This window comes from Streptomyces hyaluromycini (assembly GCF_002217755.1).
In the GTDB taxonomy this organism is placed as follows: domain Bacteria; phylum Actinomycetota; class Actinomycetes; order Streptomycetales; family Streptomycetaceae; genus Streptomyces; species Streptomyces hyaluromycini.
In genome coordinates this window covers 144976-165689 of record NZ_BCFL01000019.1, presented here as the reverse complement: position 1 = coordinate 165689, position 20714 = coordinate 144976, and the positions used below count along the sequence as shown (strand labels likewise).

The 20714-nt window shown below is 72.0% G+C and carries 19 protein-coding genes; 12 read left to right on the top strand and 7 right to left on the bottom strand.

Features of this window, described 5'->3' with window-relative positions; all coding sequences use genetic code 11:
* Positions 1-6 precede the first annotated feature (6 nt).
* Positions 7-936, top strand: a complete 930-nt coding sequence (locus tag SSP29_RS18615; RefSeq protein WP_089101828.1) for a 1-phosphofructokinase family hexose kinase — start codon at positions 7-9, stop codon at positions 934-936.
* Here SSP29_RS18615 and SSP29_RS18610 read toward each other — a convergent pair.
* Together SSP29_RS18610 and cdgB are read right to left on the bottom strand one after the other, a co-directional pair.
* Positions 933-1889, bottom strand: coding sequence for a carbohydrate-binding protein (locus SSP29_RS18610; protein WP_089101827.1), 957 nt, complete (start codon positions 1887-1889; stop codon positions 933-935). The two genes, SSP29_RS18615 and SSP29_RS18610, sit on opposite strands and share 4 nt — an antisense overlap.
* 118 nt (positions 1890-2007) lie before the next feature.
* On the bottom strand, positions 2008-3690 hold the full coding sequence (gene cdgB / locus SSP29_RS18605) for a diguanylate cyclase CdgB (RefSeq protein ID WP_089101826.1): 1683 nt from the start codon (positions 3688-3690) through the stop codon (positions 2008-2010).
* A 315-nt stretch (positions 3691-4005) separates the two neighbouring features.
* Between cdgB and SSP29_RS18600 the strand changes: the two genes are divergently transcribed.
* Both SSP29_RS18600 and SSP29_RS18595 read left to right on the top strand, forming a co-directional pair.
* Complete coding sequence (locus SSP29_RS18600; protein WP_089101825.1) at positions 4006-4578, top strand: flavin reductase family protein; 573 nt, start codon at positions 4006-4008, stop codon at positions 4576-4578.
* A gap of 64 nt (positions 4579-4642) precedes the next feature.
* Positions 4643-5125 (top strand): GNAT family N-acetyltransferase, encoded by a 483-nt coding sequence (locus SSP29_RS18595; RefSeq protein WP_089101824.1) that lies wholly within the window; start codon positions 4643-4645, stop codon positions 5123-5125.
* Between the two features lie 71 nt (positions 5126-5196).
* Here the strand turns inward: SSP29_RS18595 and arfB are convergent, their stop codons facing one another.
* Positions 5197-5625 carry an alternative ribosome rescue aminoacyl-tRNA hydrolase ArfB gene (gene arfB, locus SSP29_RS18590; RefSeq protein ID WP_089101823.1) on the bottom strand — a complete coding sequence of 143 codons (429 nt, stop codon included), beginning with the start codon at positions 5623-5625 and terminating at the stop codon, positions 5197-5199.
* A 181-nt stretch (positions 5626-5806) separates the two neighbouring features.
* Here arfB and SSP29_RS18585 point away from each other — a divergent pair, with 181 nt between their 5' ends.
* The gene (locus SSP29_RS18585; RefSeq protein WP_089101822.1) at positions 5807-6382 is read left to right on the top strand and encodes a TerD family protein; all 576 of its coding nucleotides are present in this window, start codon (positions 5807-5809) and stop codon (positions 6380-6382) included.
* A 69-nt stretch (positions 6383-6451) separates the two neighbouring features.
* On the opposite strand, the gene SSP29_RS18580 is transcribed toward SSP29_RS18585, so the two are convergent.
* Both SSP29_RS18580 and SSP29_RS18575 read right to left on the bottom strand, forming a co-directional pair.
* Positions 6452-6739 carry a DUF397 domain-containing protein gene (locus SSP29_RS18580; protein WP_089101821.1) on the bottom strand — a complete coding sequence of 96 codons (288 nt, stop codon included), beginning with the start codon at positions 6737-6739 and terminating at the stop codon, positions 6452-6454.
* A complete protein-coding gene (locus SSP29_RS18575; protein ID WP_089101820.1) occupies positions 6736-7593 on the bottom strand; it encodes a helix-turn-helix domain-containing protein in 858 nt (285 codons plus the stop codon). Before SSP29_RS18575 ends, SSP29_RS18580 begins: the two co-directional genes overlap by 4 nt.
* A gap of 193 nt (positions 7594-7786) precedes the next feature.
* Between SSP29_RS18575 and SSP29_RS55835 the strand changes: the two genes are divergently transcribed.
* From SSP29_RS55835 to SSP29_RS18555, 4 genes are all read left to right on the top strand, one after another.
* On the top strand, positions 7787-8161 hold the full coding sequence (locus SSP29_RS55835) for an ATP-binding protein (protein WP_089101819.1): 375 nt from the start codon (positions 7787-7789) through the stop codon (positions 8159-8161).
* 257 nt (positions 8162-8418) lie between these two features.
* On the top strand, positions 8419-9276 hold the full coding sequence (locus tag SSP29_RS18565; protein WP_089101818.1) for a helix-turn-helix domain-containing protein: 858 nt from the start codon (positions 8419-8421) through the stop codon (positions 9274-9276).
* 49 nt (positions 9277-9325) lie between these two features.
* Positions 9326-9928, top strand: coding sequence for a Uma2 family endonuclease (locus SSP29_RS18560; RefSeq protein ID WP_089101817.1), 603 nt, complete (start codon positions 9326-9328; stop codon positions 9926-9928).
* 19 nt (positions 9929-9947) lie between these two features.
* Positions 9948-10472: a GNAT family N-acetyltransferase gene (locus SSP29_RS18555; protein ID WP_089101816.1), complete on the top strand. Its 525-nt coding sequence runs from the start codon at positions 9948-9950 to the stop codon at positions 10470-10472.
* Here SSP29_RS18555 and SSP29_RS18550 read toward each other — a convergent pair.
* The gene (locus tag SSP29_RS18550; RefSeq protein ID WP_089102375.1) at positions 10469-11881 is read right to left on the bottom strand and encodes a M1 family metallopeptidase; all 1413 of its coding nucleotides are present in this window, start codon (positions 11879-11881) and stop codon (positions 10469-10471) included. The two genes, SSP29_RS18555 and SSP29_RS18550, sit on opposite strands and share 4 nt — an antisense overlap.
* A 6-nt stretch (positions 11882-11887) precedes the next feature.
* Here SSP29_RS18550 and SSP29_RS55830 point away from each other — a divergent pair, with 6 nt between their 5' ends.
* Together SSP29_RS55830 and SSP29_RS18540 are read left to right on the top strand one after the other, a co-directional pair.
* Entirely contained in the window at positions 11888-12388 is a 501-nt protein-coding gene (locus tag SSP29_RS55830; protein WP_089101815.1) for a hypothetical protein, read from the top strand.
* A gap of 137 nt (positions 12389-12525) precedes the next feature.
* Positions 12526-17841 (top strand): hypothetical protein, encoded by a 5316-nt coding sequence (locus SSP29_RS18540; RefSeq protein WP_107436221.1) that lies wholly within the window; start codon positions 12526-12528, stop codon positions 17839-17841.
* Positions 17842-17968: 127 nt separating this feature from the next.
* Here SSP29_RS18540 and SSP29_RS18535 read toward each other — a convergent pair whose 3' ends face one another.
* Positions 17969-18655 (bottom strand): pentapeptide repeat-containing protein, encoded by a 687-nt coding sequence (locus SSP29_RS18535; protein WP_174855975.1) that lies wholly within the window; start codon positions 18653-18655, stop codon positions 17969-17971.
* Positions 18656-18808: 153 nt separating this feature from the next.
* On the opposite strand from SSP29_RS18535, the gene SSP29_RS18530 reads away from it, so the two are divergent.
* Both SSP29_RS18530 and SSP29_RS18525 read left to right on the top strand, forming a co-directional pair.
* Positions 18809-19783 (top strand): zinc-binding dehydrogenase, encoded by a 975-nt coding sequence (locus tag SSP29_RS18530; RefSeq protein ID WP_089101813.1) that lies wholly within the window; start codon positions 18809-18811, stop codon positions 19781-19783.
* 272 nt (positions 19784-20055) lie between these two features.
* On the top strand, positions 20056-20712 hold the full coding sequence (locus SSP29_RS18525; RefSeq protein ID WP_150134426.1) for a rhomboid-like protein: 657 nt from the start codon (positions 20056-20058) through the stop codon (positions 20710-20712).
* The last annotated feature ends 2 nt before the right edge of the window (positions 20713-20714 follow it).

Below are 20714 nucleotides of genomic sequence, written 5' to 3'. Positions count from 1 at the left end.
CGCCCGGTGATCCTCACCGTCACGCTGAACACCGCTCTGGACATCACCTACCGAGTCGGCGCACTGCGCCCGCACACCTCGCACCGCGTCTCGGACGTGGCCGAACGGCCGGGCGGCAAAGGGGTGAACGTGGCCCGGGTACTGGCCGCTCTCGGACACGAGGCGACCGTGACGGGGTTCGTCGGCGGGGCCACCGGGCGGGCGGTGCGGGAGCGGCTCGCGGAGACCCCGGGCGTACGGGACGCGCTGCTCCCGGTCGCCGGGCCGACCCGCCGGACCATCGCCGTCGTGGACGGACTGACGGGTGACACGACCCAGTTGAACGAGCCGGGTCCGCAGATAGCCCCTGCCGAGTGGGGTGCCTTCCTCGATCACTACGAGGAACTGCTGCCCGGAGCCTCGGCGGTGGCGCTGTGCGGCAGCCTGCCGCCGGGGGTGCCGGTGGGCGCGTACGCGGGGCTGATAAAGACCGCGCGGGCCGCCGGTGTCCCCGTCCTCCTCGACACCGGCGGGGAGCCGCTGCGGCGCGGGGTGGCCGCCCGGCCCGACCTGGTCAAGCCGAACGCCGACGAACTGGCCGAACTGACCGGCTCCCACGACCCGATACGCGCCACCCAGGACGCCCGCCGACGCGGGGCGCGGACGGTGGTCGCCTCACTGGGCCCGCAGGGCCTGCTGGCGCTCACCCCGGAGGGCCGCTGGCATGCCGTCCCGCCCGCCCGGGAGCACGGCAACCCGACCGGCGCGGGTGACTCGGTGGTCGCCGGCCTGTTGTCCGGCCTGGTGGAACAACTCCCCTGGCCGGACCGGCTCTCCCGCGCGACGGCCCTGTCGGCGGCGACAGTACGGGCTCCGGCGGCGGGCGAGTTCGACCGCGCGGCCTACGAGAAGCTGCTCGGCCAGGTCACGGTGACCGGTGGGCCTGCGGCCGCTTAGTCCTTGTTCGTGTGCTTGCCCTGCCTCAGCCACATCTGGTCCAGCAGGACGTCGCAACTGTCGCCGCTCTGGCAGGACAGGGAGATGACGTTGGTGCCCTTGGTGAGGGTGGGGTACGTGAAGCTGGTCGTCCAGGCCTTGGTCGGGTCGCTCTGGCCCGTGTAGTTGTTCAGGGGGAACTTGCTGCCGAACGTCTTGCCGTTGATGGACAGCGTCATGCTCTCGTCCTGTACGGCGCTGTAGTGCGCGTAGACGGTGTAGAGACCCTCCGACGGGATGCCGTTGACCGTCCAGGTGACGCCGGCGCCGGTCTGGTTGAAGTTGGTGACGTAGATGCCGCCGTCGGACTTCGCGCCCTTGACGTCCGAGGCCGTGCTCGCGCCGCCGTCCAGGTGGAAGGTCTTCGCGTCGACCGGCGCGATATCGCCGGACGCCGACACCGAGCTGGTGCTCGACGGGGACGGGGAGGCGCTCTGGGACGCGGACGTGGACGGGGAGGAGTCGCCGCTCGCCTTGTTGTCGTCCGAGTTGCCGTTCATCATCGCGACGCTGATGCCGATGATGACGGCGGCTACGACCGCGACGGCGCCGATGAGGAGGCCCTTGGTGTTCGGGCCCCGGCCGCGGCCGGGGTTCTGCGAGGCCTGGCGGGTGGTCGGCGCGCCGCCCGGGAAGGTCTCCGGAGCCTGGTAGGCCGCGCTCGGCTGCTGGCCGTAGCCGCCGGGCTGCTGCTGGGGGATGGTCTGGCCGCCGTACTGCTGCGCCTGCGGTGCCTGCTGCGGGCCGCCGTACGTGCGCTCGCCGACCGGGCGCACCCTGCTGACGGCGTTCGGGTAGCCGTAACCACCGGAGCCGGACGGGGGCTGGGCCCCTCTGGCCTGACCGTCGGCGTACAGGTAGCCGAACGGGTCGTCGTCCTCGGGCGTGCTCGCGCCGTTGTCGCCGGGCGTCATCCCTTGGTACTCCTCAACAGGTGCGGGCGGATGCAATACAGGTATTGAGTGTCGAGCCTACCCGGTCTGGCTGAGCCAAACGGGTGACTCGGATCGCATCAGCGCGATGACCTGCGGATCATCCGGCGCGGCGATGTGCTTTGGGACGAGATCGTTTCTCTACGTACATCCGCTCGTCGGCGGATTTCAGGACTTCGTCCGCCGTCATGCCGCAGTGTGCCCATCCGATGCCGAAGCTGGCGCCCACCCGCACCGCCCGGCCCTCGGCGCGGATCGGCTGGATGATCTCGTTGCGCAGGCGTACGGCGAGGTCCTGGGCGTCGGCCTTGCCGAGCCCGTCGGCGAGGATCACGAACTCGTCGCCGCCGAGGCGGGCCACCGTGTCGCCGTCGCGCACGGCTCTGCCGAGGCGCCGGGCGACCTCGATGAGGACAGCGTCGCCCGCGTTGTGCCCGAACCGGTCGTTGATGGACTTGAAGCCGTCGAGGTCGCAGAAGAGCACCGCGAGCCCCTTGGCACCGTCGTCGCGGCCCTCCTCGGGGGCGACGGTGTGCACGTGGTGGTCGTAGCCGTCGTACGTCGAAGAACCGGCCGAACCGACCGAACCGCCCGCCGTGCCCGCGAAGTCGAAGCCGTGGCCGTTGGCGTCGTAGGCGGGGTGGCCGTAGGCCGCGTCCAGGGATTCCAGGCCGCCGCCGGTCTCGGCGCGCCGGCAGAGCCGGGAGGAGAGCCGGGAGCGCAGCTCGGCCGAGTTCGGGAGGCCGGTGAGGGAGTCGTGGGAGGCGCGGTGGGCGAGCTGGAGCTCGCGGCGCTTGCGCTCCTCTATGTCCTCGACGTGGGTGAGGAGGAAGCGGGGGCCGTCGGCGGCGTCCGCGACGACGGAGTTGCGGAGGGACACCCAGACGTAGGTGCCGTCCCGGCGGCCCAGGCGGAGTTCCGCGCGGCCGCCCTCCGCAGAGGTGCGGAGCAGGGTGCCGATGTCCTCGGGGTGGACCAGGTCGGAGAAGGAGTAGCGGCGCATCGCGGAGGCGGGGCGGCCCAGGAGGCGACAGAGGGCGTCGTTGGTGCGCAGTATTCGGCCGTGCTGGTCGCCGCCCATCTCGGCTATCGCCATGCCGGAGGGGGCGTACTCGAAGGCCTGCCGGAAGCTCTCCTCGCTGGCGCGCAGGGCCTGCTGCTCGCGCTCCAGGCGGACCAGGGCGCGCTGCATGTTGGCGCGCAGCCGGGCGTTGCTGATCGCGATCGCGGCCTGGAAGGCGTACATCTGCAGGGCCTCGCGGCCCCAGGCGCCCGGGTGCCGGCCGTTGCGCGGGCGGTCGACGGAGATCACGCCGAGGAGCTCGCCGCAGGAGCTGCCCGATATGCCGGGCGTGTACATCGGGGCGAACAGCCGGTCCGAGGGGTGCCACTCGTCCTCGAAGCGGGGTGCGGGGCCGTCGGTGTACCACTGCGGGACGTCGTCGTCGTCGAGGACCCAGCCCTCGGTGTGCGGTATGAAGACGAGGTCGCCCCACTTCTCGCCCATGTTCAGCCGCCGGTCCCAGGATTCTCTGGAGCCGACCCGCCCTGTGATCAGGGCCTCGGCGGCGGAGTTGCCGGAGAAGGCGGCGACGACCAGGTCGCCCTCGGCGGGGCGTACGAGGTTGACGCACGCCATCTCGTAGCCGAGGGCGGTGATCACGCCGTCGGCGACGGTCTGCAGTGTGTCCGCCAGGCTGCGGGCCGTGTTCATGTCGGCCATGACCTGGTGCAGCTGTCGCAGGGACGCAAGACGGACGTAGGGCTCCGACTCGGTCTCCATGCTCGCCCTCCCCCCGAGACCTCGCAGCGAATCAAGGGTCTGCTTCGGCGCTACTTTTCCCCGCCACTGAATCACAGCGCGCTGCCCACTCGGTACACAGGGTCAACAATTCACCCCCCTTGTGACTCAAGTCACAGGAGAACGTGAACAATTGAGTGGAGTTTCTGCGTTTTACCTGTGTGCTTACTGAACACAGCCTTTGCGGGCGTGTGCACATGATGCACGTTACGGCCTTTCCCCCGCCCTTGGTCCTAGGACCCGGCTCGGGCCGATGGCCGATGCGGTGGCGCCGGGTCCGACACTAGCGTTTCCGGCGTGCTGAAGACTCCCTCCCCCGCCGCCGCAGAAGCCACCGGGCATGCTGTGGGGGTGAGCAACGAAGCGTTCAAGGCCGCGTTGTCCCGGCTGGCCGCCGGCGTGGTCCTGGTGACCGCGCAGGAGCCGTCGCTGGACCCGGACGACCCGCTGGCGCCGACCGGCGAGGACGTGGGCATGACCGCCACCGCGTTCATGTCGGTGTCGCTCGACCCGCCGTTGGTGCTGGTCAGCCTGCGTGAGGGCTCCCGGATGGACGACCTGCTCGACGAACAGCCGCGGTGGGCGGTCTCCGTGCTCACCGAGAGCCAGCGCCACATCGCCGGCCGCTTCGCGATGAAGGGCCGCATCAGCGACCGTCTGCTCTTCGAGGACATCCCGTACGTCCGGGGCCAGGCCAGTGGCGCCCCGCTGGTCGGCGGCGCCCTCGCGACGCTGGAGTGCAGCACCGAACAGCGGGTGCCGGCCGGCGACCACACGCTCGTCATCGGCCGCGTCCTCACCGCCGAACTGCCGAGCGCGGAAGGCGGCCCGCTGATGTATTTCCGGGGGCGCTACCGGCAGCTGGGATAAAACCGCGCGGTCTGTTTCGCAAAATCCGCGAGCAGTTACCGAACGGCCCTTCTAGAGTGCGCGGATGCCTTCTCTGCTCCGCCTCGAAGAAGTAACCACCGCAAATTTGGCGGCGGCACTCCGCATTCGCGTCCGGCCCGACCAGGAACACAACGTCGAGCCGGTCGCCGCGTCCCTCGCCGAGGCATACGTCCATCCGCCGGAGGTCGCCTGGCCGCGCCTGATCGTCGACGGAGACCGCACAGTCGGCTTTCTGATGGCCTTCCTCGACATCGACTGGCGCACCGACGGCACCCTCTTCCGCTCCGGCCTGTGGCGCCTCAACATCGACGCCGGAGAACAGGGCAGGGGGTACGGCCGGTTCGCGGTGGAGGCCGTGGCCACGGAGATCCGCCGCCGGGGCGGCAAGGAGATGTACGTCACCTGGCATGCCGGCCCCGACGGCCCCGACGGCCCCGACGGCCCCGAGGCGTTCTATCTGCGGCTGGGCTTCCAGAAGACCGGCGAGGTCAGCGGGGACCAGCCGGTGGGGGTGCTGACCCTCTAGCGCCGGACGGCCCTCTAGCGCCGGACAGGCCCCGGACCCCGTCCCGGCCGACCTCGTTGACGGTGTCGCTGCTAGGACCAGTCGCGGCCGGTTCGCCCCCGCTTGGTGTCCGAGCGCTGCTTCTTCTCCCGCAGCCGGCGTTCGTTGATCCCGCGCGGGATGCGGGTCGGCCGGCGCGGCTTGGGCGGGGGCGCGGTGGCCTCCGCGAGGAGCGCGGCCAGGCGTACGGCGGCGGTCTCGCGGTTGCGCCACTGCGAGCGGTGCTCGGACGCCCGTACGACGATCACCCCGTCGACGAGCCGCCCCGCCAGCCGCTCCAGTGCCCGCTCCTTCCACACCGGCGGCAGCGCCCCGGTGTTCGCGAGGTCGAAGCGGAGCTCCACCTGCGAGTCACTGGTGTTGACGTGCTGCCCGCCGGGCCCGGACGAACGGGAGAAACGCCAGAGGAGCTCGGCCTCGGGGAGCGAGACGGAGCCGCGGATGACGTAAGGACCGGACATGCCCCCTATGGTCGCGCGGCTGACCGGCACACGTCACGCGAATATCTTCATCACCCGTTTGGTAAAGAAAGTAAAGCGAGATGGAACCTTCGGTACCCCTCGTGGCGTTCATACGGGTAGCTGTAGCTTCAAGCCCGTACGCCGCACGGCCGTACGCAGACAAGGGAAAGGACTCCCGACCATGGCTGTAAGCCTGTCCAAGGGTGGCAACGTCTCGCTCACCAAGGAGGCACCGGGCCTGACCGCCGTCACCGTGGGCCTCGGCTGGGACGTCCGCACCACCACCGGCACGGACTTCGACCTGGACGCCTCGGCCATCGCGGTCAACACGCAGGGCAAGGTGTACTCGGACGCCCACTTCGTCTTCTTCAACAACAAGCAGACCCCGGACAACACGATCGTCCACACCGGTGACAACCGCACGGGCGAGGGCGCCGGCGACGACGAGGCGATCAACGTCAACCTGGCCGGCCTGCCGGCCGACATCGACAAGATCGTCTTCCCGGTCTCGATCTACGACGCGGAGACCCGCTCGCAGAACTTCGGCCAGGTCCGCAACGCCTACATCCGCATCGTCAACCAGGCCGGCGGCGCCGAGATCGCCCGCTACGACCTCTCCGAGGACGCGGCGACGGAGACGGCGATGGTCTTCGGCGAGCTGTACCGCAACGGCGCGGAGTGGAAGTTCCGCGCGGTCGGCCAGGGCTACGCGTCCGGCCTGGTGGGCATCGCCCAGGACTTCGGCGTCAACGTCTGACCGCCGCGGCACGCTGCGCTGTGCGGGAGCCCCCGGCCGTGGGTTGCGGCCGGGGGCTCCGGCGTCAGCTCAGCTCGCCGACGCGTACGGCAGGAAGGCCGCCCAGGCGGAGGGGGCGAGGGCGAGCCGGGGGCCGGGGGTGGCGGGCGTGTGCGTGTACTTGGAGTCGCGGATGTGGATGGTGGTGGGGGTGGGGGCTATTTCGAGGCAGGAGTCGCCGTCGGGGCCGTCGCTGTAGCTGCTCTTGAACCAGGCCAGGGCGACTTCGACGCAGGACTCGCCACTGTTGCCGCCGCTGTAGCTGCTCTTGAACCACGCCAGTTCGGAGGCGTCCGCGGAGGGGGCCTTGCGGATCATGTTTCTCCCAGCAGTTGCTCGATGAGGGCCAGCGACTCCCCTGGTGAGAGAGCCTGCGCCCGGATGGTGCCATACCGCAGCTCAAGGATGCGGAGCTGTTTCGGGTCGGAAGTCGCTCGGCCGTTGAACGCGCCGTCGGAGCGCCCCACCGCCGTACCGTCCGGGAACTTCAGCACCTCGATCCGTCCGTCCAAACCGGAGTGGACCTCGGAGTTCAACGGCATCACCTGAAGCGTGACGTTGTGCAACCGCCCCACCTCCAGCAGACGTTCAAGCTGCCGCCGCCACACCATTGTGCCTCCGATGGGACGTCGCAGCGGCGCCTCTTCCAGCACAAAGTGGATGGACGGAGCCGGGTCGCGCTCGAAGACCGACTGTCGAGCCAGACGGGCCGTCACCATGCGCTCTACGTCATCCGGTGAGTAGGGCGGCTGGGCGGCCGAAATCACGGCTCGCGCGTGCTCAGGCGTCTGAAGCAGCCCGGCGATGATGTTGCACTCATACAGCCCGATCTCCACCGCCTGCCCCTCCAACTTGGCCAGCTCCCGCACCTTCTTCGGATACCGGACCCTCTTCACGTCCTCCCAGGTCGCCGAGATCAGCCCACCGGCCTCCAGGACCTCGTCCGCCCTGTTCAGGTACTCCTGCCGAGGAATCCGCTTGCCGCCCTCCACCTTGTAGACCATGTCCTCGCCGTAGCCGACCGCCTCCCCGAACTCGGCGGCGCGCATCCCCACCGCCTCCCGCCGCAGCTTCAGCTGACGCCCGACGGTGGCGATGACCGCCACGCCCCAGTCGTCGTCCGGGTCGACCTCCCAGCCCGGCTCGGTCACCTCGCCGCCGTCCACGCCCATCCCACGCCCCTTCGTGCCGTACGCCCGTACCCGCGACCCCGCCCCTACCCGTACGAACGCTCCCGACAGCCAGGACAGCACCGGACAAGCGCCGGACAGTCACCGTACGCAAGGGCTTCGTCACTGTTCACGGTATGCACGCCCGGCCACGCTGAGTGACGTGAACGATGAAATCTCCACCCCCGTCCGCAACATGAGCCTGCGGCTCTCGTCCACGCCGCGTGGGGCTCGCCTGGCCCGTCTGCTGGCCGCCGAGCAACTGCGCGCCTGGGGGCTGCCGTTGGATCCGGCGAGGCAGATCGTGGCCGAGCTGGCGGCGAACGCGGCGATGCACGGACGGGTGCCGGGACGCGACTTCGGCCTTCTCCTCTACGTCGTGGGGGACACGCTGCGGATCGAGGTCACGGACACCCGCGGTGACCGTCTGCCGCACACCCGGCCGCTCGCACCGGACGCCGAGTCGGGCCGGGGTCTGGTCCTCGTGGAGGCGCTCGCCGACAAGTGGGGCGTGGCACCGGGGCTGTCGCCACGCAAGACGGTGTGGGCCGAGATCGGCGTGTCACCGTAGCCCGGAAACGCGGGCGTCGGTCGCGAGGGACGTCACCACCCAAGGAACGACGGGGAGAAAGAACTCCCGCCAAGCCCCACCCCTCCCGCCCGTCGCGCAGAGTCACTCCCGCGAGTGAATATGCCCAACTGGGCTGGATTTGAGGCGGGTTGCCTGCCCTACGCTCAGCGCAACAACCGCAGAAAAACTTCGGCCCTCGCCGGGACGGGCAATCCCAGTGCGAGGGCCTGACCACCCAGGAAGAGAACAGCTTCCCGATGGATACGAAAAACCCTAGCGCGCCCTCGTGCGCCGAGTCCCGTGTTGCGGCCAGGAAGCACCCGAACCGGGGGTCCGGTGGCGGGCTCGTTCACGAGAACACCCGCCACACCTCGCACTTCGTGGTGATCGGCAACGACCTCGCCCAGCACCCCGATCTGTCGGGGCTCGCGGTCGGGATCGGTGTGCACATCCAGTCGCTTCCGGCCGGTGCCCGGGTCGACATCAAGACGCTGGCGGAACGCCTGAAGGAGGGCAGGACCCGTATCGCGGCCGCACTGCGAGAGCTTGAGGCGGTCGGCTACCTGCGCCGCGAACGCGTACGCCTGCCCGACGGCCGCATCATCACCCGCACGGTCTCCTGCAACCGGCCCGGCCACAGCAGTCGCGCCCATCAGCCGGAAGCCGCAGCACGGCCGAAGGCACCACAGAAGCCCGCCCGCAAGGCCCTCCCACCCGTACCGCGCCCGGCCTGCCCCTCCCCCGCGCTCCTCCAGAAGGCCCTGGCCCTGCTCGCGGACCTCCGCCGCCACGACTCCCGGCTGCTGCTGTCGGCCGTCGACGCCGCCCATCTGGCCCCGGGAGTCGCCGCCTGGCTGGAACGCGACGCCGCCCCCAGCGCCGTACGGCACGCCCTGACCGCAGGCCTGCCGGCCGAACCGCTCCACAGGCCCGCTGCCCTCCTGGCCCACCGCCTGACGGACCGGCTGCCCGCGCCACCGCCCTTCCGCGCACCGGCTCCGCCACCGGCCGTGCCCACCCGGATCCACAACTGCGACGGCTGCGACCGAGGCTTCCGCTCCCCGGCACCTGGACTCTGCCGTGACTGCCGAACCGATCTCGCGGAGGAGACCTAGCATGAAAGCGACGATCCTTGCCCCTGGGCACAGACGAGGAGCGAGCGCCATGACCATGGCACCGGACGACGCACGGCAGGACGCCTCCCTCTTGTACCGGGCCATGCGCGACTTCGTGGAGTCCACGGACGGCACCCTCCCCGGCAAGTTCGAGATCACCAAGGAAGGGATCGTCCTCGACATGATGTCGCCCGTCCGGCAGCACGAACTCACCGCGCTGCGTCTCCGGAAACGTCTGGAGAAGGTCATGCCCGAGGAGATCGTGGCCCACACGGGCGAGCCCGATGTCGAAGTGGCGCCAGAGAGGATCATGCGTCGCCCCGACATCATGGTGATCGCAGAGGTGGACATGGAGGGAGACGGGTCCTTCGACCCACGTACGCTGATCGCCGCTGTCGAGATCGTCTCCCGTTCCAATCCCGACAACGACTGGGTCAGCAAGGTCCGCGACTACCCGCTGATGGGCGTCCCCGTCTACGCGCTCTTCGACCCCCGCACCGGCACCGGCGCCGTCCTCACCGACATCCACCCCACCCCCGACGGCCCGCGCTACGCGACCCGCAAGGACTTCGTCTACGGCGAGGACGTCACGATCGCCGACTGGACCATCGCGACGGACGGCCTGCCCCGCTACCCGCCTCAGGGTGAGTAGGGCCGGATAGGTTGCGCGCATGATCCTCGCCCCCGTCCCCCTCACCCCCGATCGCGACATCCCGGCGCCGGTCCTCTCCGAGCTCACCGCGCTGTACGCCGCCAACCGTGAGTTCCAGGCGCTCAGCGGTGACTTCCCGGACCCGGACGACATCAGGCCGGAGCAGGTGGCCGAAGCGCTGGCGGACGAGTTGGCGCATCCGGATGCGGAGGTGCTGCTGGCGCGGGCCGAGGGGCGGCTGGTCGGGGTGGTCGTCACGCTGGCCCGGCACCCTGATCCGGCCGACCCGGATCCGTGGATCGGGCTGCTGATGGTGGGCGCGGGGGCGCAGGGGAAGGGGTACGGGCGGCGGATCGCGGAGGAGATCGAGCGGCGGTTCCGGGCGGCGGGGCGGGACGCCGTGCGGCTCGCCGTGCTGGAGGAGAACCCGAAGGGGCTCGCCTTCTGGACGGCCCTCGGGTACGAGGTGATCGACCATCGCCCGGACCGGGAACGCGGGCGCCCGTGTGCCGTGCTGCGCAAGGAACTGGGCGCGGGCGGCTAGGGCCTGGCCGGCTTTCCGTCGCCGTACAGCCAGTCCTTCCAGATGGCGGAGAAGTCCTTCCCGGGCGCCGTCTTCTCCACGTACTCCGTGAACTCGGCGGTGTCCGCGTTGCCGTGGCGGTGGGCGGCTGCCCAGCCCTGGATGATGTCGTAGAAGGTGTCGTCGCCGGCCTTCTGGCGGATCTTCTGGAGGACCATCGCGCCGCGGTCGTACACCGGCCGGTCGGAGATGTGCGCGGCGCTCGACGGCTCGGCGGGCGGGAACGCCCACAGGTCGCTGTCCGCGGGCGTGGCGTAGAGCTGGTCGAAGGTCTGCTGGGCGGTCCCGCCGCCGTGGTCCTCGAACCAGAGCCACTCGGCGTAGGTCGCGAAGCCCTCGTTGAGCCACATGTCCCGCCAGGTCCTCGGGGTGACGGAGTCGCCGTACCACTGGTGGGCGAGTTCGTGGACGAGGGTGGCGGTGTCCGGGGCGCCGGGGAAGACGGGCCGGGTCTGGGTCTCCAGGGCGTACCCGGAGTCCGTGGGGCGGTCGACGATCGCGCCGGTGGAGGAGAAGGGGTAGGGGCCGAAGTTGTAGTCCTCCCACTCCATGATCTCGGGCAGCTTCGCCAGCACCGCGCGGCTCGCCTTCTCCTGGGTGGGGTCCACGGCCGTGTACACCGGGAGGCCGTCGGGGAGGGTGGAGCGGGTGATCGTGTAGCGGCCGACGGCGACCGTGGCGACGTAACTCGCCATCGGCTCGGCGCTGTGCCAGGCGAAGGTCGTACGGCCGTTCTTCGTCGTCTCGCTCTTCAGCTCCCCGTTGGAGACGGCCTGGAGGCCCTCCGGGACGGTGACCGTGATGTCGTAGGACGCCTTGTCGGAGGGGTGGTCGTTGCCGGGGAACCAGGCCATGGAGCCGACCGGTTCGCCGAGGCCGAGGGCGCCGTCGGCGGTGCGCAGCCAGCCCTCCTTCGAGCCGTCGGGGTCGGTGAGCGTCTCCGGGCGGCCCGAGTAGCGCACGCTTGTGCTGAAGGTCTCGCCCTTCTTCAGGTCGTCGTGCGGGCGGACGGTCAGTTCCTGGCCGGCGCGGTTCCAGCGGGCCCGGCTGCCCTCGACGGTGACGTCGTCGACGTGCAGGCCCTTCAGGTCGAGGTCGAAGGCGGTCAGGTCCCGGGTGGCGCGGGCGGTGATGACGGCGGTGCCGGTGAGGCGGCCGCCGTCCGGGTCGTAGGCGAGGGTGAGGCCGTAGTGGCCGACGTCGTAGCCGCCGTTGCCCGCCCCCGGGAAGTACGGGTCGCGGACGCCCGCGCCGCCCGGGGTGCCGTGGACTCCGCCGTCGCACGCGGCCAGCACCAGGCAGAGCAGGGCGGACGGGAGGAGGAGCGGGGACCGGGGCACGCTCGTGATCGTAGGACGCCGTGACACCATCGGCATGTGCTCGACATCGGCTACGCCCTCTCCAACCGCTTCCCGGACCCTCCCCAGACGGACTACCGGCGGGTGGACGTCCACACCCTGCGTCACGACCTGTTCTGCGGTGACGTCTACCTCGCGGACACCAAGGCGGACCGGGAACTGTCCACAGCCTGGGGATGGGTGCCGGTGCTCGACTTCGCGTGGGCGCTGTGCGACATCGCGGAACGGCTGGACAGGGATCCGGCGGGGTCCCGGGCCGCCCGTCCCCAGCACGCGGAACTCGACTTCACCGAGTCCACCGACCGCATGCTCTTCGAGCGCCGCTTCGGCTGGGTGGACATCGAGGCGGACTGGATGCCTGCCGAGGAGCCGCCTCTCACCTTCTCCCACACCGAACTGCGCCGGGAGGCACGGGACTTCCTGCACGACCTGGTCGCCGACCTCACCGACCTGCACGAGGGGCTGGCGGACAATCCGGCGATCTGGACGCTCCAGGCCCGTTTCCCCAGGGTGTCGTAGCCTTCCCGGTCCCTTCCAGACGGTTGAACGACCCACGGGTGTACGGCAGTTGACCGGCCGCCGAGGCGGGAGTGACATATGGGGCGGGAGTCGGCGGAAGCCGTTCCGCCTGGTCCGGCCGCCCCTACGTTGACTTTGTGCGGACGCAGCAGCGACAGGCAGGCGACAGCGGAAAAGACGCCTCTTCCGAGGTCTCCCGGACACCGGTCACCGCCGGTCCCGTCGGCTCCACGAGACCCGCCGGGCCCACGGAACACGCTCTGCTCGCCCTCCAGGGGACCGCGGGGAACGCGGCCACCGCGCAGGCGCTGCGGGACGCGAAGGGGAAGGGCGTCGCGCGGCCGCCGGCGGTACGGAGCCATCCGGTGGCGCCCGTGGCCCCCATCGCGGAGGAACACACCGCTCCCGGCCTGGTGCTGCCGCCCTACCTGATGGACTTCCAGGCCGCCGGGCTGTCCACGGCGTACGGGCTGACCGGGCACGAGTTCGTACGGAACGCGGTGGCCGCCGTCGTCGGCCACGGCGACGGCACGGTCGCCGACATCGCCGCCGAACTCGCCGGACGCCCCGAGTCGTGCTACGGCCAGGGCCGCGCCTTCGCGGTCCGGGGCAAGGACGGCAAGGACTGGTACGACGTCACCGTCACCGTCTCCCGCGCCCCCGACGACCGGCCGCCGGTCTTCCACCCCAAGGACCTGCTCGCCAACACCGTGCCCGACCCGGACGGGGCGCCGCTCGCCGCGGTGGACGACGCCGAGGGCAAGGACACCAAGGTCGACGTCCAGCACAACACCGCCGCCACCGTCGCGACCACCGCGAGCGGCGGGTCGAGCAAGGGCGTCGGCGGGATGGCCTTCGGGCTCGCGCCCGTCGTACCGGGGCTGTGGCTGGGCGGCGCCGGGCTGGTGAACGCGCAGCCCTGGCAGTCCGCACGGGAGTCCCGCAGCCAGCGCAACGTGGCCGAACCACGCGTACTGCGCAGCGAGAAGGGCTCGGTCGAGGCGCCCCGCACGGTGCGGTACGGCGTACGGATCAAGAAGCAGGGCGCCCAGCGCGCGCAGACCTTCCACGGCTCGGGCACCCTCACCCAGCGCGTGCCGACCGAACACCTGGTCCCGGCCGGCACCAGGGCACCCGCCGCGCCGGAGGCCCTCCGGGCGGACACTCCCCGGCGCGTCTCGCTCGCCGACTCCCTGGCGCCGGTCGCCGTCACCGACGCCGCCGCCCCGCACCAGGGCGGCGGCGGGCTCTTCGACGCGGTCGCCTCCGTCCTGCACCCCTCGCTGACCGCCGCCGGGGCACCCGGCCGCGCCCGGCTCTACGAGGCGACCTCCACGGCGACCGTCCTGGAGGACATGCCCCGGCTGCTGCGCGACGGCGTCACCGGCGAGGACCTGGCGTCCAAGGACGGCAGCAGCGTCGGCAGCTACCGCCTGCACGCCGAGATCACCGGCATGTCGCCCGCCTGGGGCACCGGCGGGACCCAGCTGCGCACCCATCAGCAGACCCAGCACACGGTCACCGAGAGCGCGGGCAAGGGGCGCGCCGGCACCGGCGGTCTGGGCCCGGCCATCGGCGTCGGAGCGGTCGGGAACGCCGCCGTTGTGCGGGGCACGGCCATGCCGGTCGCGGCGGCCCGCAAGGCGCGGTTCACGGTGGCCGAGCAGACCGTGTCCAGCCGCCAGGGCGCGGAGGTCCGCGGCGACAAGGTGCTCTACCTCGCGACCGTGCTGTTCACCGCGGAGGGCACGGGACCGCGCTCGGCCGAGATGATCCTGCGCCCCGGCACCCGGGTCGCCCGGCACCCGATGCGGGTGTGGATGAGCCTGCGGGCCGACGAGGCGCGGTCACTCGGGCTGCCGCTGCCGCCGGGCACCGAGGCCAAGGAGGGCAAGGAGTCCAAGGGGTCCAAGGGGTTCATCGAGAAGCCGAAGCGGACCGACGAGAACGGCGACGAGGTCGACGTCGAACGGCACCTTCCCTTCGGCGCCATGGGCTCCAGCGTCACCCTCAGCCAGCTCGACACCAGACCCATGGTGCGGGCCGTGCAGGAGCTGTTCGCCACCGATCCCCGGCTGGCCGGCTATCTGCCCGCCTTCGGCGGGGATGCGGTGGCTTCGACCCCGAGCAAGGAGGAGGCCGCCCTCCAGCGGCGCAACCACCGCGAGCTGATGGCCGCCCTGTCCGAGACCAACCTGCGGGTCAACAAGGACCAGCTGACCACGACCGGCATCCGGGTGCGGCTGCGCCGCAAGAGCACCCTGCACTCCCACGACGTGCAGATCCGCGTCCGAGGAGAGCTCCGCGAGACCGGCTACCTCGGCGACACCGACGACTGGCTGGTGCGCAGCCACTCCGGTGTCACCGGCAACGCGCAGAGCGGACGCAGCAGTTCGCGTTCGATCGGCGGACTGGTGCTCGGCCAGGCCCGCCTCGTCCCCGGCATCCTGACCGGCTCGGCCCGCTACGAGAGGCACAGCTCCGGCACCCGCCGCAACCAGGCCGGCCCCACCACCCGCACGGACGTCCTCACCAACGGCTCCGAGAAGGCCAGCACCTTCGGGGCGGCCCTGCGCCTCGACGTCGACGTCACCATGACCTCCCGGCAGCGCAAGCTCGGCCGCGCCCTCACCCCCGGCTCCCCCGGGCAGGACGCACCCGAGGCCAGGCAGCTGGCGGGACTGCACCTGGACGAGCAGGACGTACGGCTCGTCACCCCCACCGAGTTCACCCTCGACGAGGAGGGCAAGCGGCGGCAGGACGCGGTGGGCGACCGGCGGCGGGCACAGGCCCCGCGGCCCGAGCACGCCGTCACCGCCGAGGGCATCGGCGACCTGGCCACGCTCGTGCCCCGGCCGTCGGCCGGGCAGGCGCTGCGGGACTGGCAGCTGGTGGAGACGGTCGGCGACGGCCAGGCCGTCCGGGACCTCGCCTTCCAGCTGCTGTCCCGGGCCGCCGCCCGCAACAAGGGCGTCCGCGAGGATCCCGCGCTGCAGACGGAGGGGCTCGCGCCGCGACTGGCGATCGAGGAGCGGTTCGGGCCGCAGGCCATCACGGCGTCGCTGCGGCAGGCCGCGTCCTCCGGGTGGGTGGTGAAGAACCTGCGCTATCCGCGCCGGCTCGCCGCGCTGAACGGGGCCGTGGGCACCCGGCTCACGCTGACCAACCCGAAGTTCCTGCACCGGGGCGCGGGGCCGGGCACCGAGACCTTCGTGCTCGGCGGCCACCAGGCGGCCGGTCAGGAGGGGCAGGGCACCACCAGCACCTGGCAGGTCGGCGCCACCGGCTCGGAGAACGGCCCCGAGTGGCGCCTGGGCCAGGGCCTCTCCGGGAACCGCACCACCAGCCAGGGCGACACCCGGTCCGCGGCCCTGTCCGGCACGGTCGAGCGCAACGCCCACACCCCGAAGAAGGCGCCGCTCTACCTGGTCCAGTGCGACCTGCTCGTCACCATGGTCGCCGAGGTCAAGGTCACCGGCGGCGGCCCCTACGTGGCGACGGCCGCCCGCACCCTGCCGGCCGAGGCGGCGGTGTGGCTGACGGAGGCGCAGCTGCCGGCGGCGATCCGCAGACAGCTGAAGCTCGACCCGGAACCGGCACTGATGTCACCGGCCCGGGCGGGGCAGGCACCGGCGGAGGGCTCCCGGGCGGGGCGGGCGGCGGTGGAGGGCTCCCGGACGGGGGAGCGACCGGCCGAGGATTCCCCGGCGGTGCAGCGGCCCGCGGAGAGTTCCCGGGCGGGTGCCGAACGCGAGGCCAGGGAAGGGGCCCGGCGGGGGACCCGCGAAGGAACCCGGCAGGGGGCCCGCGAAGGGGTCCGGGCCACGGACGTGGCCGGGTCCTCCACGTCCGCCCCGCCACGCACCGGTCCGGCCTTCGCCCGCGGCTTGCCCCTCGGCTTCGGCATGGTCGAGAACCTGCCGAACTTCGTGCCGCTGCTGGCCCGGCTCCGCACCCGCCTCGCGGAGAGCGGGCAGCAGGGCCTCGCCGACGACCTGCTGCCCCGTCGGCAGCTGGCGGACCGCAACGACAACGTGCAACGGCTGCTGCGCGTCCTGGACCGCGACGGCAGCGCGGGACTGCTGTCGGGGGCGATGGACGGCGGGGTCACCGTCGAGCTGTTCGACGGCCGCAGGACCCCGTACTGGGCGGTGTTCAAGGTCAACCGGCTGGGCGACGGCGCCTACGACGGTGCGGCGGACGACGGCCGGGACATGGAGTACATCACCGCGGCCGTGGCCCAGCAGGCCGCCTCTCACGACGAGGGCGTGACGACCGGCGTGGAGGGGATCCTCGCCGGCTCCGGCAAACCGGACGGCGGGGCCGGGCAGCTCAAGAGCATGGGCGGTGCGGCGGGCCTCGGCGTCGGCTCGGGCGGCTCGCGGCGCTCCGGGACGGTGAACCGCGGCCAGCTCGGCATGAAGACGGTCGCGGAGGCGAAGACCGCGAAGTCGTCGAAGATGCGGGTGCCGATCGAGGCGACCCTGGAACTGCACCGGGGCGACCGGCGGCTCGCGCTGGTCTCGCTGGGCCGCCAGACGCTGACCCACCGCGTCCTGGACCAGGACCTGGCCGCCCTCGCCCGGCTGACCGCGCCCCGCCACCGGCCGGTGGCTCCGGCTGCCGGCCCGGGGGACGGCCGCCCGGCCGCGCTCGGCAGCTGGCGCTCCGGGGGTGTGCGGCTGCCGATGGAGGCGCAGGTGAACGGCTTCCAAGGGGCCCCGCAGGTACGGGAGCTGGTCGGCTCCGCGGTCCGGGAGGCGGGCGGCGGCGACCGCTTCCGGACCAAGGGCCAGGCCGCCGCGTACACCCTGCAGGAGGCCGTCTCCACCGAGTGGCTGATCGCGGCGCTGCCGCTGCTGACCTCGGCGGGGGCGGAGCTGCCGCCGGTGCACGCCACCGGGGTGGAGGGCCAGGACCTGCGGGCGTCCCTGCACGCACGGCTGCGGGACGGGCGGGTGCTGGGCGTCGGCGACAAGATGACGTTCGAGACGGTGGGGCAGAGCCACCTGGACGCGCCCCGGCCCACCCAGACGGACGGCCTGAGCTCCGCCGACCACGGCAGGTCGGCACGCGGGCTGGCGGGTGCGGGGCTGCTCAACGCCGACGAGTTCCGCCTCAACCAGCTGATGGGCAACGCCGGTGGCGCGGGCGGCGCGGCCGACGCGGCGGTGAACGCGTCGGGCTCGATGCCGCTGCACAAGCCCAAGTCCGCGTCGGTCCTGGTGCAGTTCACGCTGGACGTGCGGGTGGTGGCGACGGTGACCAACCGCGTGCGGTCCGGCCGTACCGGCACCGCCGTGCGGGAGGTGACCCTGCCCCGGCCGGTGGTGATCCGCATGCCGGAGCCGGTGGTCCGCCGCATGCTGGCCGCGCAGCAGGACCGGCTCCAGGATCCGGACGACCACCTGGGCCTACGGCAGAAGGCCGCGCCCGTGCCTCCGGCGAGCTGAGTGCTTCGGACGGTTCGCCTGCTGCGGGCCGGTGGGGGCTGGTCGCGCCCACGCGGCGGCAGCCGCACATCGACACGGCCCCGCGCCCCTTGCGGGGCGCCTTTACGGGGCGCCTTTACGGGGCGCTTCACCCCTCCACGCGGATCCCCAGCTGGGCCGCCAGGACCGGTGCCAGGTCCAGTAGTTGGGACGTGCTGATCACCGCCCCCGCCAGTCGCTCCACCCCGGTCGCGATCTCCAGGGACGCGGCGCCCCGCAGATCGACGTCCTTCATGGTGACCCCTCTGAAGTCCGCCGCCTTCAGGGTGCAGCCGGTGAACTCGACCCGTTCCAGGACCGCGTCGCCGAAGTCCGGTTCGACCAGCACACAGCCGTCGAAGACCACGTCTCTCAGCCTGGCCGTGCGCAGGTTGAGGTAGTCGATCTTGCCGCCGCGGACCACCACGCGCTCCAGGACGGCACCGTGCATCTGGGTGCCGCCCAGCCGGGCGTCGACCAGCTCGACATCGCGCAGGGTCGCCTCGGCCAGGTCGGTGCCGACGCCTCTCGCCCCGGTGAGGACCGTGTCCAGCACGCGCGCGTGCCGCAGCCCCGTCTCGTCGAAGGCGCAGTCCCGCAGCGCGCAGTCCATGAACCGGGCGCCCGCTCCGTCCTGCCCGACGAAGTCCGCCTCCCGGAACTCCAGCCCGTCGTAGTCCCCGTCCGGCTCCAGCTCGCCGCCGCCCCAGGGCTCCAGTTCGGGCAGCCGCACCTCCGGCCGCCGCGCGCCCTTCACCCTGCCTCCGCCGGCCCCACCGGCCGCTGTCCTCGCCATGCCCCCATAGTGCAGGCCCCCACTGACAATCCCCGCGACCAGCGAAAGGGGAAGGGGAAGGGGAAGGGGGGAGAGCGGCCCGCCCTTGACCTCAACCGTGCTTGAGGTCGAAGAGTCGGACCGTCGGATCAGCCACCGCCTGGGGGAGTCCCTGTGCACGCCATCGTCCTGCATGCCTTCGGTCCTGCCGAGAACCTCCTCCACGAGGAGGCGGCGGACCCCGTGCCGGGTCCGGGCCAGGTACGGATCGCCGTCGCCGCGGCCGGTGTCCATCTGCTCGACACCTCGCTGCGCCAGGGCCACCAGGGCCCGGCGCCCCGGCCGACCGTACTGCCGACGATCCCCGGCCGCGAGGTCGCCGGGGTGGTCGAGGCGCTCGGCGACGGCGTCGACGGGCTCTGGCTCGGGCGGCGCGTGGTCGCCCACCTCGGCTTCGCGCCCGGCGGCTACGCCGAGCTGGCGGTCACCGACGTCGAACGACTGCACGAGATCCCGGCGAACCTCGGCTTCCCCGAGGCCGTCGCCATGGTCGGAACGGGACGTACGGCCCTCGGCATCCTGCAGTTCGTCGAACTGGGGCCCGCCTCGGTGGTCCTCGTCCCGGCGGCCGCCGGCGGCATCGGCTCGCTGCTCGTGCAGGCCGCCAAGCACGCCGGCGCGACCGTGATCGGCCTCGCGGGCGGCCCCGAGAAGGTGGCGCGGGTCCGGGCCGACGGCGCCGACCTCGCCCTCGACTACACCGAACCCGGCTGGCCCGCCGAGGTCCGCGCCCGCTCCGGACCGGTCACCGTCGTCCTCGACGGCGTGGGCGGCGAGGTCGCCCGGGAGGCCGTCGCACTGCTCGGCGAGGGCGGCCGGCACCTCGTGTTCGGCTGGTCGGCGGAGGGGATCGCGAGCGGCGGCGGCCACCTCGTGGAGGGGCTGTCCGAGTCCTTGCTCGGCCCCGCGATGCTCCGCCGGACCGGCGGCCCCGACCCACTCCGCACCCTCGAACTCCGCGCCCTCGCCGAGGCCGCCCACGGGCGCCTGCGCCCCGCCCTGACCCGCTTCCCGCTGGCCGAGGCGGCGGCCGCGCACCGCGCCCTGGAGACCAGGGCGACCATCGGAAAGGTGATCCTGGAACCGTGACCGGAGCAGAGGGCCATTGGGGTGCCGGTTCGATGCGGAGTGCGGGTCGTGGCGGGTTGCTCGCGCAGTTCCCCGCGCTCCTAAAAGCAACGCAGCGCAGGCCGGCCTGAAGGGGCGCGGGGCTGTGTCGATATGCGGCTCCGCCGCGTGGGCGCGACCAGCCACGACGGCGCCGCAGCCGCCCGACCGCACGGCCCCCGAGCTCCTGGGCGATCGGCTCATCCGGAATGTCAATCACACACCCGGCGTTACGACCGTGCGTGAATCGCCTCATGGGATTTTTCCGGGGCCTCGGCGGCAAGGTGTGGGCGTACGTCCGCAGCGCCCCCGGCACATACGTCTGGCTGGCGATTCTCTTCGTGACGACCGTCGCGCTGCACCACATGTCACCGGAGTTCGAGCAGCAGTTCCTGCGGCAGCGCTCCACCAACATCCGTGAGCTGTCGGACAACCCGGTGCGGGTGCTGGTCGCCAGCGCGATGTGGATCGACGGCGGGCACTGGGTGCCGTACGCCTTCCTCTACACCGTCTTCCACGCGCCGGCGGAGCGCTGGCTGGGGACGGTCCGCTGGCTGGCGGTGTGCGTGGTCGCGCACGTCCTGGCCACCCTGATCAGCGAGGGCGCGCTGCTGAAGGGGATCCACGACGGCATCGCCCCGCACTCCGCGGTCAACACCCTGGACATCGGGGTGAGTTACGCGCTGGCCGGGGTGATCGCGGTGCTCGCGTACCGGATCGTGACGCCCTGGCGGTATCCGTACCTCGCGGCCGTCCTCCTCGTCTACGGGCTGCCGCTGGCCGAGTCGCCGGCCTTCACCGACCTGGGACACTTCGTCGCCGCGCTGATCGGTCTCGGCTGCTATCCGCTGGTCAGGGGGCGCGGAAAAGCATGGAATCCGAAGGAGACATTCGCCGTCCTCAGGGGTTAACG

Coding starts and splice junctions, on each gene's coding strand:
- SSP29_RS18575 (WP_089101820.1), bottom strand. CDS start 7,593: ATGGGCGTGGACGGCGGCGAGGTGACCGAGCCGGGCTGGGAGGTCGAC.
- SSP29_RS18555 (WP_089101816.1), top strand. CDS start 9,948: ATGATCCTCGCCCCCGTCCCCCTCACCCCCGATCGCGACATCCCGGCG.
- SSP29_RS18565 (WP_089101818.1), top strand. CDS start 8,419: ATGGATACGAAAAACCCTAGCGCGCCCTCGTGCGCCGAGTCCCGTGTT.
- cdgB (WP_089101826.1), bottom strand. CDS start 3,690: ATGGAGACCGAGTCGGAGCCCTACGTCCGTCTTGCGTCCCTGCGACAG.
- SSP29_RS18525 (WP_150134426.1), top strand. CDS start 20,056: ATGGGATTTTTCCGGGGCCTCGGCGGCAAGGTGTGGGCGTACGTCCGC.
- SSP29_RS18610 (WP_089101827.1), bottom strand. CDS start 1,889: ATGACGCCCGGCGACAACGGCGCGAGCACGCCCGAGGACGACGACCCG.
- SSP29_RS18595 (WP_089101824.1), top strand. CDS start 4,643: ATGCCTTCTCTGCTCCGCCTCGAAGAAGTAACCACCGCAAATTTGGCG.
- SSP29_RS18535 (WP_174855975.1), bottom strand. CDS start 18,655: ATGGCGAGGACAGCGGCCGGTGGGGCCGGCGGAGGCAGGGTGAAGGGC.
- SSP29_RS55835 (WP_089101819.1), top strand. CDS start 7,787: ATGAGCCTGCGGCTCTCGTCCACGCCGCGTGGGGCTCGCCTGGCCCGT.
- SSP29_RS18560 (WP_089101817.1), top strand. CDS start 9,326: ATGACCATGGCACCGGACGACGCACGGCAGGACGCCTCCCTCTTGTAC.
- SSP29_RS18550 (WP_089102375.1), bottom strand. CDS start 11,881: ATGGTGTCACGGCGTCCTACGATCACGAGCGTGCCCCGGTCCCCGCTC.
- SSP29_RS18580 (WP_089101821.1), bottom strand. CDS start 6,739: ATGATCCGCAAGGCCCCCTCCGCGGACGCCTCCGAACTGGCGTGGTTC.
- arfB (WP_089101823.1), bottom strand. CDS start 5,625: ATGTCCGGTCCTTACGTCATCCGCGGCTCCGTCTCGCTCCCCGAGGCC.
- SSP29_RS18585 (WP_089101822.1), top strand. CDS start 5,807: ATGGCTGTAAGCCTGTCCAAGGGTGGCAACGTCTCGCTCACCAAGGAG.